Origin of the sequence: Duganella sp. Root198D2 (assembly GCF_001428585.1) — a bacterium.
Classification (GTDB): domain Bacteria; phylum Pseudomonadota; class Gammaproteobacteria; order Burkholderiales; family Burkholderiaceae_D; genus Rugamonas.
This window is the reverse complement of record NZ_LMIC01000013.1, coordinates 1-13,173: the sequence shown is the minus strand read 5'-3', so window position 1 is coordinate 13,173 and position 13,173 is coordinate 1. Positions and strand designations below refer to the sequence as shown.

The window sequence follows — 13,173 nt, the reverse complement described above, 5'->3', positions numbered from 1 at the left end:
TAAATAATCCAAACTTGACTTAGGTCAAGCGGCACTGGTGACGCAGCGCAGGATGCCCGTTAAAGTGGCCCCAAAAGTGGAGACCAGTCATGCTACCTGAAGAAATCGACCGTTGGACCGCCGTCCTGCGCCAGCGGCGCGCGCTGCTGGCTGGGCGCGATTCCGCTGAAGCGGCGGCAATCGATGCCGCCCTGGAGCGATTGGCGACTGGGACATTTGGCCAATGCCAGCGCTGCGGGCTCGCCATTTCCGCCGGACGCATGCATGCGCAGCCTGGCGCAGCGACCTGCCTCGCCTGCCAGGAGCTCGCGGAGCGGCAGCGTTCTTTTATCTCGCTTCCTGTCGTTTAACGCGGCTTTGGCCGGTAAGGCTTGCATGCCGCGCCTTCGCTTTCGGCGCCATTGCAAATGTGCCGGCGGCACTCCACCGCGCCGGGCTCGCCGGGCCACGGGCAGCGTTTGAAGACGTCCGGGTACCTTTCCGTTTCAGGCGCGGCCTTGCGCCGGACCGCAGCCTTCTTGCGAACAGGCTGCTTGGCACCCGCGTAGCGCGCCGGATGCTTGGCGGCGATGCCGGTGCTCCGCCCGCCGGGGCGCGGCAAAGCCGCCGCCTGGCGCGGCGCAGCGTCCCGCGTGGATGAATCGCTCAACGGCGGCGGACCCGGCCTGCTGGCGGCTACGTTGGCTACGGTGGCTACGGGCGTGGGGGCGGCGGGGGATGGAATTGCCTGCGCCGCACGGGGCGGCAGCGTCGTCGCGACCGCCATCAGGTCCCGTTCAATGCCAACGCGCTGCGCGAGCACGACGGCACCTCCGGCCAGCCCTGCAAGCAAGACGCCGCATGACATCCAGAACACCGGCCCCTGCCACTCCAGCGGCCGTCCGCGCGCCGCCGGTTGCCCGCCCGAGTGCGGCTGCGCGCCGGGCTCCGGCGGCGGCGCCTGCTGCGCTTTCGCGCTGTCAGCTTGCTTTTCTGTCATACGCCAAACATAGCAACAATTACATGGGAATGTCGCATGCTTGTGGCAGCCTTGCCGCTTGAGCTAAGATAGTTACTCCGGTGCAAATGGGCCAACCGCAGATGAAAAGCTTCCAGGGCTTCTTCCGTGATCTAGGACTGCAGCGCAAGCTCCTGCTGGTATCGGTCCTGACGACCATTGCGGCAGTGCTGGTTGCGCTGATTGCACTGGCCAGCTACGACCTGCTGGTTGCCCGCCCCCGTGTCGTGCAGGACCTGACCGTACGCAGCGAACTCTTTGCGCTGAACCTTGATGCCGACCTGAACTTCGGCGACAGCAATAGTGCCGCCCGTAAGCTCGAAGCCCTGCGCAGCAGCCCCGAACTGACCCGGGCCTGCCTGTTCACCGCCGACAAACGCGTATTCGCCCATTTCAACCGGGATCCGTCGGCCGTATGCGAATGGTCGCAAGAACTGGAACAGCAGGGCCACAGTTTCGATGGCTACGCATTGTCGATGTTGTCCCCCATCCGCTACGAGCGTGAACTAGTCGGTTACCTGGCCACCGACTACCACCTGCCCTCCATGCTGGAACGCCTGCGCCAGTACGGCCTGGTGCTTGGCGTGGTCCTTCTCGCGCTGTCGTTCGGCGCCATCCTGTACGCCTGGGGCTCGCGCCGGCTGGTCACCCAGCCCTTGCTTGCGCTGTCCGCGGTCGCCGACCGCGTGACGCGCGAACAGCGTTTTGACCTGCGCTCGCCGGTCACCAGCCATGATGAAGTCGGCCGCCTGGCCACTGCCTTCAACACCATGCTTGGCACCGTCGCCGCGCGCGATGCGGCCCTGCGCCGCAGCCAGGCCCTGCTCACCAACATCGTCGAGAAGTCGTCGGCGGTGATTTATGTGAAGGACCTCGACGGCCGCTACCTGATGGTCAACCACAGTTTCCGCATGCTGCTGCCGCCAGGCTCGCCGGAGCCGCTCGGCAGCGTTGACGAAATGTTGTTCAGCCACCAGATGGCCCATGCTATCCGCCAATCCGATCGCGCAGTACTGGCCAGCGGCCGTGCCTCCAGCCATGAGGAAACGTCGGGCGGCACCGTTGGCGGCCCGCGCACCTACATCTCCGAGAAATTCCCTTTGATCGATGAATTTGGCCATATCTGGGCCTTGGGCGGGGTCTCCACCGACATCACGGACCGCAAACGCAGCGAACTCGAACTTGAAGACCTGGTCAACGTGCGCACCCGCCAGATTGCCGACACCAACCGTGAGCTCGCCGATTCACTTGGCACGCTGCAGCGCGCCCAGGAGGAACTGGTGCGCAGCGAAAAGCTGGCAGCCCTGGGTTCGCTGGTGGCCGGGGTGGCGCACGAATTGAACACGCCGATCGGCAACAGTTTGCTGGCCGTCAGCACCTTGCTGGACCAGACCAGCGCTTTCGCCACTGCGGTTGAATCGGGCGTCAGGCGCTCCGCACTCAACGCCTATCTCGCTGACGTCAACAACGGCAGCCAGATCGTACTGCGCAACCTGCACCGCGCGGTCGACCTGGTGGCCAGCTTCAAGCAAGTCGCGGTCGACCGCGCAACGTCGCAGAGCCGCGAATTCCAGCTGGACGAACTGGTATCGGAAATCCTGCTGGTGCTGATGCCAACGTTCCGGAAGTCCGGCATCCGGGTTACGCATACCGTTCCGGACGGGATTGCGATGGCCAGTTATCCAGGCCCGCTTGGCCAGGTCCTCATCAACCTGGTCAACAATGGCCTGATCCACGCGTTCGAAGGCATGCAGAGTGGCGAAATCGTGATTACTGCCGAGACCATCGGCAACGACGCCGTGTCGATTGCGGTGCGCGACAACGGTATCGGCATCGCGCCCGAATACATGGGCAAGATCTATGACCCATTTTTCACCACCAAACTCGGCCGCGGCGGCTCCGGGCTGGGCCTGAACATTGTCTACAACATCGTGTATGGCTTGCTCGGTGGGCGCATCGACGTGAAAAGCGTACTCGGCCAGGGCACCAGCTTCATCCTCACTTTGCCGCTCCGGGTTTAACAGCAGGCCTTTGACAGGCAGGGGCTTTGAGCACAAACTTGCAAAATGCAGGTAGCGCCGACCACGACCATTTTCGGGTTCGATCCCTGTCGCCGATCCGTACTGGCGACAGCGCTGCTTTGTTGCCTGATATGCCAGTTTCCTGCGCGCGCCGCTGGCGAGCAACTGGTAATCGACTACATCGTTTCCCACAGCGCACAGCGCACCGCATGGATTCGTATCATCAATGAGTTCTCGGCGGCAAACCCCGATGTCCAGGTGGCACACAACGGCTACCTCCAGGAGCAATACAAACGCGACTTTACGACGCGCCTGAAAAGCGGCAAAGTCGACGTGGCGTTCTGGTACGCCGGCGAGCGCTTGCGCGATGCGGCCGCAAACAAGCTCCTGGCACCGCTCGATAGCGAAACCATCGCGCTGCTCAAGAAGAAGAACTTCCATCCGGCGACCATTGACGGCACCCGCATCGACGGCGAAGTGTATGGATTCCCCTTGTACTACTATCCCTGGGGCTTCGTCTACCGCAAATCCCTGTTCAAGCGCCTCGGCATCGCGCCGCCAACGACCTGGGACGCATTCCTCCGCACCTGCGAGCGCTTGTCCGCGGAAGGCGTGACGCCGATCGGCCTGGGCGCCGCGGCAAACTGGCCGGCGGCAGGCTGGTTCGATTACCTAGACCTGCGGCTCAACGGACTGGATTTTCACCGCAAGGTCATGCGCGGCGAGGTGCCTTTTACGGACGCCCGCGTACGCCATGTATTCGACATATGGGGTGGCTTGCTGCGCAAAGGCTACTTCCTGCCCGCGACCATGGACCTGGAGCACGAACGCGTGCTGCCCTACATTTACCGCAATCGGGTTGGCATGATGCTGATGGGGAGCTTTGTCGCCGCCAAATTCCCGCAGGCGATAGCCGATGACATGGGATTCTTCGCCTTTCCCGCTATCTCGCCAGAGATGCCGGCCTATGAAGATGCGCCGCTCGATATCCTGGTCCTGCCAGCGAAATCGCCGAACCCGCAGCTGCGCAAACGCTTCCTGGCTTTCCTTGCCGAGAGCGGTGCCGTTCGCCACATAGCCCAGGCCGACCAGACTTTACCGGCACAGGCCGATAGCAGCTTCCCGCCCATCCTGCTCGGCGAAGCTGCGCGCCAGGTCCTGCACCAGGCTACCGGCTGGTCGTCGTTCTTTGACCGGGAGGCGGACTCCGGACTGATCGGGCCGGTATTCGAGGGACTGCGCCTTTTCCTCAAGCCGCCGCACGACACGGAGCAGGCCGTGCTCACAATCGAGAAGTTGCGCCAGAAGTAGCCGCCCCCAACTCTGCACAAAGACCTCAGGCGGACTTCTTCACATTGTTTTCGTCCTGTGGTTCGAGGAGCGGCGATTCCCACTCCATCCAGTCGGGACCGAACAGCTCCGATGGGTGCTGGGTACGCTCCGAGCCATTGCCGCAGGCCAGGCTGTCAGCGGGACAATACTTGTCGCAACCCCAGCAGACACGCTCCGGATGCAAGGGGATGATTGGAAACTTCTTTGCCATGGTTCAATCGTAGACCTGACGCCCCCACTCCATCCTTAACCCAGGTCAAGTTTCCGCAAGACCCTGTCGTCGGTTCGCTGTCGAACTGACCCGCCGCTGCGCCCGTGGCACATTTTCCCCAGCACAGGAGGCAGCTATGACAAAAGTGCGCAAAGGCCAGGCTCCCGCCAAACTGGAACGCCGGGAATTTCAACTGCGCTTCATGCGTAAGTTTGCCGACCCGCGCTTCGACAAACTGCGCGACGAGGTGGCAAAACTCGAGGAAGTCTCCTGGCAAAACTTTGACGACAGCCGCAAGGCGCCCTTGACCGAAGCCGCCGGCCCAGGCTACGCCGACCCAGGCTACGAGCTCTCTGTCGAATGGAAGGCCGCCGCCGCCCGCCTGCAGGCGGCCGAAAAACGCCAGAAAGATCCGGCCGCTCCCTCGCGAGTCCTGCTGGTATGCGGTTCCGCGCGCAATGACGGTACCTGCCCGGGCGAAATGTCCAAGACCTGGCGCATGCTCAAACTCGCCGAGGCCACGCTCGCCAGCGAGGGCATCGGCTGCGACATCCTTGACCTGAGCCGCCTTACTTCCGAATTCGAGTTGCGCATCCACCCATGCAAAGGCTGCGTCTCCACCGCCATGCCGCTCTGCCATTGGCCCTGCAGCTGCTACCCCAATCACAGCCTTGGCCAGGTCAATGACTGGATGAACGAGATCTATGAGCAGTGGGTATCCGCTCACGGCATCATCATCTTCACCCCGGCGTACTGGTACCAGGCGCCATCCGTACTGAAACTGATGATCGACCGCCTGGTGTGCGCCGATGGCGGCAATCCCGACCCAAGCAGCACACACGGCAAGAAAGCCGAAGAAGCCAAGGCGCTGGAACTGGCCGGCTGGCCCTACCCCAAGCACCTCGCCGGGCGCGCCTACGGCCTGGTGGTGCACGGCGATGTCGCCGGCGTCGAGAGCCTGCGGCGCAATCTGTCGGATTGGCTTGACTGGATGGAGCTGGTCGATGCAGGGCCCCCGGCCCGGCTTGACCGCTATTTAGGCTATTACGAACCGTATGCCACCAGCCACGACACCATGGACAAGGATGAAGCCTTCCAGGAGGAGGTTCGCAATGTCGCGCGGGCCGTCGCCCGCTCGGTGTGCATGCTGCGCTCGGGTACCCTCGCCCGCCCGGACCGGGGCTTGCGGTCGCCGCGCCCGAAGTAAAGCGAAAGGGTCAGCGTATTCAGCCTGATTGCCGACCCCATGCTTCGGTATTACTGTGCAGCGGTGGTGAAAGTCCAGGACTTGTTGACTGCCTTTCCATCCACCATGGCCATCAAGGCCACGGTATACGCGGTGCCAGGTTTCAGCCTCAGCACCGGAACCAGCGTTGCGGTGAAACCCTGCATATTGGCGTCATCCGTCAACGCGGGACCGTTGGTGGTGATCACCGGGCCAAGCTTGCCGCCTTTGTTCACCAGGATCCGCGCGTCGACTGCCGCCCCGCCGGCAGGGGTGAGGCTGAACTGGCTGATCGCGATCGGCGCTGTCAACGCCATGCCCCGGGTTTCGAAACTGACCGTGACGGGCGTTCCCGCTTCGACCAGGTCCGGCACAGGTGTCGGCGTTTCCGTGCGATTGAAGAACACAAAGGGCACGTCGGCCTGGTTTGCGTAAGGATATGCACGGATACTGCCCGCACCTGGCAACTGCGCCGACTGCGTTGTACTGGTGGCGACTTCCACCGCGCAAAGCGTTGAAGCGCCCTCGACCGGGTTGAAGTTGTTTGCCGCAATACCGATGTCGATCGTGCTCGCAAACAGCAGGGCCGCGTGGTACACCGAATTGGCCCACTCCGCAACACAGGTCGCGTACTTGTCGGTACCCACCGTGCTGTAGATCGCTTCCCCCGACACCGAGGCTGCATAGCCTGCCGCCGCAATCCGGTCGGCGGCACGGACGCCTGTGTATCCAGGCTTGCCGGCCGTTTCGCCATGCAGTTCGCTGATGCCGTTCTGGTTGATGTAACTCCAGTGCGCCCCCGTCGACTTGTCCAGCAACAAGCTCTGGGCCAGCAGCCCGGAGCCAATCTTGCTGCGCAAGGCGTTGATGGCGTTGAAGATACTCAGGCTGCCGCTGCCCGCCGCGTACGTTGGCGGTGGCACCGATGTGACGATATTCCCTTCCGGCGCCGGCGTGGTTGCCGGCGGAGCGGTTGCAACGGCCGGCGAGCCCCCCGACCCGCCGCCGCCACATGCCGCCACCAGCAAGGTCAGCGCAAGCGCTGGAAGACTACGGGAATTAAGCATGGAGTCCCCCCCGACGGCGCAGGAAAAGCAAGGCACAACCCAAACCCAGCAAGGCGGCGGTCCCTGGTTCCGGGATGGCCGCTGCCGCCTGCGGCACGTCCGGCGCCGCAATGATTTGAGGTATGTCGGGTTGCACAGGTGTCGAAGGCACGTAAACCTCGGCAACTGGCAGGATTTCCTGTGGGGTCGGTATGGAGATCGGCGAGACCGCCGGCGCTGGAGTGCTGTCAAAACTCGTCAAGGGCAAACTGCTGAACGACTGTCCTGCGGTATTACCGTAATTCATGAAACTGAATTCAATACTATTTACGGTGCCGGGACCGGCAACCGCTTGAGCACCCGCCAGAACGGAGCAGGCCAGCAGGCAAGACTTGAACAGCGTATTAGCTTTCATATCGCGCTCCATATTTAGGTTGAGGAAACTACAAGCTGGATCAAGCATCAACTGTGCCTACCATCTAAGTACCTGATTACGCTGAGTTACCCCAACTTCACGCATGAAAGGTGTTAAATTTTGCGACAATTAAATTTGCAATTAGGAAATTTACAACGCCACCCGGCTCAAACGAACGCAAGAACACACTCAACTTTGATAACATACGTGATTCCCTTACAAGCGTACGAAAGTGAAGCAGGTGTCTACTTGGGTTATTGCTTACCGGAGTGCCGACCGGTCAGAGCATCAGATAACGGCAAATTCTGCTGGCGTGTTGACGGAGCAAGGCGCCGCCATGCTTGTGAGTGACTACCTGAGGCAGCAACAATTGAGCCTGGGCGGAGGCCCGCTGGCTGCCGAACAGTACAACTTCCAGATTATCCGCATTCATCGAGTTCCTGGGGACATTGAAGGTGCGTAACTTCGGCGCGGCGCGATTCCACGTCCAGCGGTACCGCCACTCTCCGTATATCCCAGGCACCATCGCCGTTCAAGCGCAGTACATGCGTATGGTGGCGCCGGACGGCTGCCCTGTGGGCAATGCTGATCAGCGTGGCGCCGCTCTCACGCAGGCATCTGTAAAGCGAAGCCTCGTTGCCGCTGTCGAGCGCGCTGGTCGCTTCGTCAAGGATCACGATGCTCGGTTCATGCACCAGCACCCGGCCAAAGGCAAGCCGCTGCTGTTCGCCGACGGATAACAGCTTTTCCCAGTCCTGCACGGCATCCAGCCCGCCCACCCGCTGGGCGAGATACGGCAGGTGCACCTGTTCCAGGATCTCCTGCAGCCGCTCGTCGCTCAGCGCTGTCTGTACACTTGGGTAGATAAGCTGGCTGCGCAATGTCCCATGCTGCAGGTAAGGTTGCTGGGGCAGGAAAAAGAGGTCTTCCAGCGGCGGATGGCGGATCACACCGCTACCGGTATCCCACAGGCCGGCAATAGCGCGCAGCAGCGAACTCTTACCGCAACCACTGTCGCCAGTGATCAAGAGCGCGTCGCCCGGTTCGAGGATGAACGATAGATCCTTGACCAGCACCCGCTCCGATTGCGGCGGGCACACGGTCAGCGATTCGACCGCGATCTGTTTGCCAGCCCGCTTCCGGATTCGCGTTGTCCGCTTGTCGGCAACTGTTTCGTCGCCGGCTGGTGGTAGTACCAGCCTCGACAAGGTCTGCAGGCGCTCGGTGCCCGCCACGAAGCGGCTCAGGCTCTCAAAATTATCGACGATGACGCCCACCGCCCCAAGCACGGCCGTAAATGCCCCTGCCGCCTGTATCGCCCGCCCCACTTCCAGCGCGCCGGACAGCACGCCGTCTGCGAGGATTACCCCTGGCAGCACCAGGGTAAGCTGGCTGAACGTACGCTGGAACAAATTCAGCGTGCGCTGCTTTTTGATGAGGCGGCTGAAATTGTGGAACACCTTATCGAACCTGCTGTCGATGTAGGCGCGCTCCTGTGCCTCGCCCCGGTAGAAGGCGATCGATTCGGCATTTTCCCGCAGGCGCATCAGCCCGAAGCGGAAATCCGCCTCGCGCCGTAGCTGCCAGAAATTGAGGCGGATCAGCGGATTGCCGAAGACGTAGAGCGCAACAACGGTCCCGGTCAGCGCATATACGGCCAGCACGCCGACCAGCAGGTGCGAAATCGACCACAGTACTGCGCTGAACGCCACCAACTGCATGATCGAGCCCAAGAAGATCAGCAGGAAGTGAATCGAGCGGCCGGTAAAGGTGTTGATGTCTTCACTTATCCGCTGGTCCGGGTTGTCGATCTCGCCCTCCGACGTCAGCTCGTAATATTTGCGCCCGTGCAGGTAACCATCGAGGAAACGGCCCGTCAGCCAGCGCCGCCACCGATTGGCAAACATGTCCCGCATGTAGTAGTAGAAAGCGTAGATCGGCACTGCGAACGCCAGGATGAGCAGACAGGCCCGCACCGACTTCCAGAAGCGGTCGCCATCCCGTCCCGCCAGTGCCGAAGTCATTTCGCCGGATTGGTTGTTCAGCATCACTGCCAGCTGGGTTTCGGCAAGCATCAGCACGATCAGCAGCAGCAGCAAGCCCCAGGCTGACTTCTTTTCGCTCCCCAGCCAATAGGGCTTGGCGACGCTGATGAATTGTTTCCACGCAGCGAGCGACAATGGCGGCGCCCGGCGGGCGGCAGAGGTATTGGCTGTCATCTTCATAGCCAGAGCATACGACTCAGCATGGGGCCGCTCAGTGCGGAAACGGACATAGCGCCATGTTCAGGCGGCAAGTACTAATTTGGGTATGCGCCCACGCCGAATCTAGGTGCCAGTACCGATTCCTGCCCCCTCCACCTGACCGATTATTAACAGGCCGTTACCCCAGGTCGATTGCGGGGAACGCTTTACAAATTGCAGTAATTTGATAGGAGACTGCCATGTGGATCGGTTCAATCAGGCTCATTGCGCAAACAAAAAACGCACCCAATGCAGGAACTGACAGCCTTGTTCAAGCCAGGATCTTGCGGGACGGCCACGAACTTCGCTTACTCAATCTCGACTATCCGACCGAAGATGACCTGGAGGCCGGAGCAATCAGGAACTATGACTATATGGGGCCTACCAAATTGCCCCGCCGGAACGACAAGACACCCGAACTTCCGCCGGGCGTAGGACAGATACCCATGCCCTATCCGGGTTACGGCTTCGAATTCTCGAACGGAATGAGCCGTCACCTGCAGATTCAATTGCGTATTCGTGGCGATGATATGTGGATCAAGGACAACGTCGATCTTTACGTACGATTTATCCGCCAGCGCGCTACCAGTTTCGACACGCTGGCCTGGATCGAGGACCCGGACTGGAGCTACATCGCCAGCTGGGGTCGCGACGTGGCGATGAGCACCGACGCACGGGAAGGCGTTACCACCTGGACGTTGAACTTGTCCTGACTCACATTCCTGGTCCGGGTCCTTCAAGACCTCAGGACATTGGGGGCGCGATGGCCAGCGCTCCCCCTTCATGCCCACACCTCGTGATACCTGCTGATACTTATCCCGTTCAAGCGCCCTCCATATAGTCAAGCCACGGATGCCGTATTGACGGAGTCCGCTAGGCCGGACTGGTGCAGCTCTGCACACAAACCGGGAAGACTTGGCTTATTGAACGATACTCGAGCGAGGGAAACATGAAGACGTTGACGATGGAAAATGGAGTCGTAATCAGCAATTACGGAGGCGAAGGCGGAGACACATTCAATGCCGAGTTCGTTCGTTCACTGGCAATCCGCTCTGCCCGGGAAGTCGATGCCATTATCATCAATGGACACCAGCATGGCGGCGATGGCGGCGACCCGTCCAATACACTGGTTTTCGCTGATGACGAATACATTTGCTCCATGTCGATCCGCTCTGGCGCGCGCGTCGACCAGCTGCAGTTCCAAACCAACAAGGGACGCACGCTCGGCGGCGGCGGTGACGGGGGTGATCCCCATCAACTGAGTAATATCCGCGTTATCGCGATCGGCGGCCGCAGCGCCGCGCGCCTGGACCAGATCCAGATCACCTATGTGGACGACTATGTGCCGTCGACCGTCCTGCAGGAGCGCGCGCAATTCGTCATCGCATTCACGCCGCAGAATACCTTGCTAAAGGAATATTCGGATACCTTTTACCGCACCGCCGACAGCTATGAAAAGGTTACCGAAACGAGGCTGAGCCAGAAATACAGCGCCAGTGCAGAAGCCGAATACTATGCCAAGGTGGCGGTCTCCACCGAAATCGAATACGTCAATACGTCGACCAGCACCATCAGCCATGAATTGACCCAGGAACTCAAGAATGGCTCGTACACCGAGAAGACGGTCAACGCCGGGCAGGTTGGCGTATCGCTGGTCAACGGTACGATCATGCGCAGCCCTGACGGCCATACCTGGATGTTCCCAACCACCCCGGTGAGCTATGCGGTGATCGCCATTGATGCCTACAGGAACGTACTGAACCACTACGACCTGACGGGTGAACTGGCTACCCAGATGCCCGAACTGATCAAGTTCCGTACCGAGAAAAACGGCTACGTTCTCTACCAAGGCTGACCTGGCGAGCACGCGATTCCGGTAACTGTGCGTGCTACGGCCCCGGAAGCGGGGCCGGTATAATATGCATCCCCCACGAAGGCTGACAGCGATGCATGTACAAACCGGACTCGAGGTCATGGCCTTGCCACTTGGCGCCAGCACGCTGACGGCCTGCTGTCTCGGGTTCGATCCAGCTGCGTTCAACGCAGGGATGTTCGATCGTGCGGGGATTGAATGCCCGCCCCGAATTGCGCGCAGCGTGCGTAAGCGCCAGGCGGAATATTTTCACGGCCGCCTGGCAGCGCGAGAAGCAATGGCTGCTCTCGGCAGGCCGCTTGCTGCCGTCGGCAGCGCAGGCAATGGTGCGCCGTTGTGGCCCACCGGAATGATCGGCAGCATTTCGCACAACGATCGCCTGGCCGTTGCCGCTGTCGCCACAACTGAAGGCGGGCTCCGTGGCCTCGGCATCGACATCGAGCGCGTGATCGGCGCCGACCAGCACGAAAGCATGCTTTCGCTGGTGGTAAACCGGCGCGAGCATGCATTGCTGCTTAAGCTCGACGCCGGGCGCAGCTTGCCGTTTTCCTCGGGACTGACCCTGGCATTCTCGGCCAAGGAGAGTTTTTACAAGGCGGTTTCCGCAGTTGCTGGCCGCGTACTGGAGTTTGATGCCATCCAGCTTACCGCCATCGCTGGCGACGGCGCTGGCGGGCAAATCCACTTCCAGGCAGTGGCGGCCATTAGCGATGAATGGTTTCCCGGCCGCCGCGGCCAAGCCGGTTACATGGCATTACCCAACGGCGACCTCCTGACCTCCTTTGCCTGGTAGTGCTTACGCCGAGGCCCTGGCGATCTCCCCACCGTCGATCACGTAGTGGTGGCCGGTGATGAACTTGGCTTCATCCGAGGCCAGGAAGGCGAAGAAGGCAGCGATTTCCGATGGGTCGGCATGGCGGCCAAGGGGGATGTTGGCGTTGACCTCGGCGAACATCTCCTGCGTGTACCGGCCTGCTGCATCGGCGTCATGACGGCGCCCGGGCACAGTGCATTGACCCGGATCCCGGGAGCCAGTTCCACTGCCATCGTGCGGGTCAAGGCCAGCACGGCTGCCTTGGAAGCGTTGTAGTCCGCATAGTGCGGGAACGCTGCCAGGCCGTTTACCGAAGACATGGTCAGGATCACGCCCTGCTGCATGCGCCGTACCGTTTCCCTCGCAACATAGAAGATGCCACCCAGGTTGTTATCGATCACGCGCCGCCACTGCTCCGGCTCGATGCTGCGAAAGCCGGCGTGGCGTATGCTGATGCCGGCGCAGGCTTTTTGCCGGCTTCGGGCCAAGGATTGCAAGTTTCAGCAGCATTCCTGGCGCAGACCACGTGCAAGTCGATCGTTCAATAGTCAAATTTGACTTTTACTTGGCCGCCATAAACGTAAGTCATTGTGAGCGACTTCCAATCATCCCCGCGCAACATTCCGTTGGCTTTGAGATCGTCAATAAGATCACACAATATCGCGTAATTTATATTGCTCTTGGTAACAGCCACCCGCACGCCATCCGAGGTGATCCATAATTTCGTCTCTAAATACCCCTCCCGGATAAAGGCGGAAAACTCAAATAACTCATACCCCTCCTCTATCGCCGCATAAACGATCTCAAATATCTTTTTATTAATCTCAATATCTTCAGTAGTCGGCCCTGAACAATTAAACGGCGCCTGAATCTAAAGGTGAATGCGCAAATAACGCTGCTGAGATTTGCAAGGTTTCGCTAAAATGGGCGCAATTCCTTGCAAATTTTCGAGGGTTAGATGGGACCAAAACCAGCTGGACCGCAGAGCAACGACAT

13 protein-coding genes and 1 pseudogene are annotated in these 13,173 nt (G+C 60.6%); 7 read left to right on the top strand and 7 right to left on the bottom strand.

The features are described from left to right. The first annotated feature begins 89 nt into the window (after positions 1 to 89). Complete coding sequence (locus ASE26_RS14690; protein ID WP_057246479.1) at positions 90 to 350, top strand: TraR/DksA C4-type zinc finger protein; 261 nt, start codon at positions 90 to 92, stop codon at positions 348 to 350. On the opposite strand, the gene ASE26_RS14685 is transcribed toward ASE26_RS14690, so the two are convergent. Next, positions 347 to 979: a hypothetical protein gene (locus tag ASE26_RS14685; protein ID WP_055927772.1), complete on the bottom strand. Its 633-nt coding sequence runs from the start codon at positions 977 to 979 to the stop codon at positions 347 to 349. The genes ASE26_RS14690 and ASE26_RS14685 overlap by 4 nt on opposite strands. A gap of 101 nt (positions 980 to 1,080) precedes the next feature. Between ASE26_RS14685 and ASE26_RS14680 the strand changes: the two genes are divergently transcribed. Beyond that, a complete protein-coding gene (locus ASE26_RS14680) occupies positions 1,081 to 3,018 on the top strand; it encodes an ATP-binding protein (protein ID WP_057246500.1) in 1,938 nt (645 codons plus the stop codon). A gap of 45 nt (positions 3,019 to 3,063) precedes the next feature. After that, positions 3,064 to 4,329: an ABC transporter substrate-binding protein gene (locus tag ASE26_RS14675; RefSeq protein WP_057246478.1), complete on the top strand. Its 1,266-nt coding sequence runs from the start codon at positions 3,064 to 3,066 to the stop codon at positions 4,327 to 4,329. Between the two features lie 25 nt (positions 4,330 to 4,354). Here the strand turns inward: ASE26_RS14675 and ASE26_RS14670 are convergent, their stop codons facing one another. Beyond that, entirely contained in the window at positions 4,355 to 4,561 is a 207-nt protein-coding gene (locus ASE26_RS14670; protein WP_055927765.1) for a DUF3079 domain-containing protein, read from the bottom strand. 136 nt (positions 4,562 to 4,697) lie between these two features. On the opposite strand from ASE26_RS14670, the gene ASE26_RS14665 reads away from it, so the two are divergent. After that, complete coding sequence (locus tag ASE26_RS14665; RefSeq protein WP_055927762.1) at positions 4,698 to 5,768, top strand: flavodoxin family protein; 1,071 nt, start codon at positions 4,698 to 4,700, stop codon at positions 5,766 to 5,768. Positions 5,769 to 5,818: 50 nt separating this feature from the next. Here the strand turns inward: ASE26_RS14665 and ASE26_RS14660 are convergent, their stop codons facing one another. The 3 genes from ASE26_RS14660 to ASE26_RS14650 all read right to left on the bottom strand — a co-directional run bounded on the left by ASE26_RS14660 (position 5,819) and on the right by ASE26_RS14650 (position 9,466). Then, positions 5,819 to 6,853 (bottom strand): hypothetical protein, encoded by a 1,035-nt coding sequence (locus tag ASE26_RS14660; RefSeq protein ID WP_156409946.1) that lies wholly within the window; start codon positions 6,851 to 6,853, stop codon positions 5,819 to 5,821. Then, positions 6,846 to 7,247, bottom strand: a complete 402-nt coding sequence (locus tag ASE26_RS14655) for a PEP-CTERM sorting domain-containing protein (protein WP_162259178.1) — start codon at positions 7,245 to 7,247, stop codon at positions 6,846 to 6,848. The genes ASE26_RS14660 and ASE26_RS14655 overlap by 8 nt, the downstream gene beginning before the upstream one ends. A gap of 419 nt (positions 7,248 to 7,666) precedes the next feature. Further along, on the bottom strand, positions 7,667 to 9,466 hold the full coding sequence (locus tag ASE26_RS14650; RefSeq protein ID WP_082591377.1) for an ABC transporter ATP-binding protein/permease: 1,800 nt from the start codon (positions 9,464 to 9,466) through the stop codon (positions 7,667 to 7,669). Between the two features lie 224 nt (positions 9,467 to 9,690). On the opposite strand from ASE26_RS14650, the gene ASE26_RS14645 reads away from it, so the two are divergent. The 3 genes from ASE26_RS14645 to ASE26_RS29990 all read left to right on the top strand — a co-directional run bounded on the left by ASE26_RS14645 (position 9,691) and on the right by ASE26_RS29990 (position 12,156). Continuing rightward, positions 9,691 to 10,203 (top strand): hypothetical protein, encoded by a 513-nt coding sequence (locus ASE26_RS14645; protein ID WP_057246475.1) that lies wholly within the window; start codon positions 9,691 to 9,693, stop codon positions 10,201 to 10,203. Between the two features lie 236 nt (positions 10,204 to 10,439). Continuing rightward, on the top strand, positions 10,440 to 11,345 hold the full coding sequence (locus tag ASE26_RS14640; protein ID WP_057246474.1) for a jacalin-like lectin: 906 nt from the start codon (positions 10,440 to 10,442) through the stop codon (positions 11,343 to 11,345). Positions 11,346 to 11,436: 91 nt separating this feature from the next. Continuing rightward, positions 11,437 to 12,156 carry a 4'-phosphopantetheinyl transferase gene (locus tag ASE26_RS29990; RefSeq protein WP_162259177.1) on the top strand — a complete coding sequence of 240 codons (720 nt, stop codon included), beginning with the start codon at positions 11,437 to 11,439 and terminating at the stop codon, positions 12,154 to 12,156. 3 nt (positions 12,157 to 12,159) lie between these two features. Here ASE26_RS29990 and ASE26_RS32055 read toward each other — a convergent pair whose 3' ends face one another. Together ASE26_RS32055 and ASE26_RS29985 are read right to left on the bottom strand one after the other, a co-directional pair. After that, positions 12,160 to 12,318, bottom strand: coding sequence for an SDR family oxidoreductase (locus tag ASE26_RS32055; protein ID WP_373922417.1), 159 nt, complete (start codon positions 12,316 to 12,318; stop codon positions 12,160 to 12,162). Between the two features lie 23 nt (positions 12,319 to 12,341). Continuing rightward, positions 12,342 to 12,665, bottom strand: a pseudogene (locus tag ASE26_RS29985) (SDR family NAD(P)-dependent oxidoreductase); the annotation flags it as partial. Between the last annotated feature and the right edge of the window lie 508 nt (positions 12,666 to 13,173).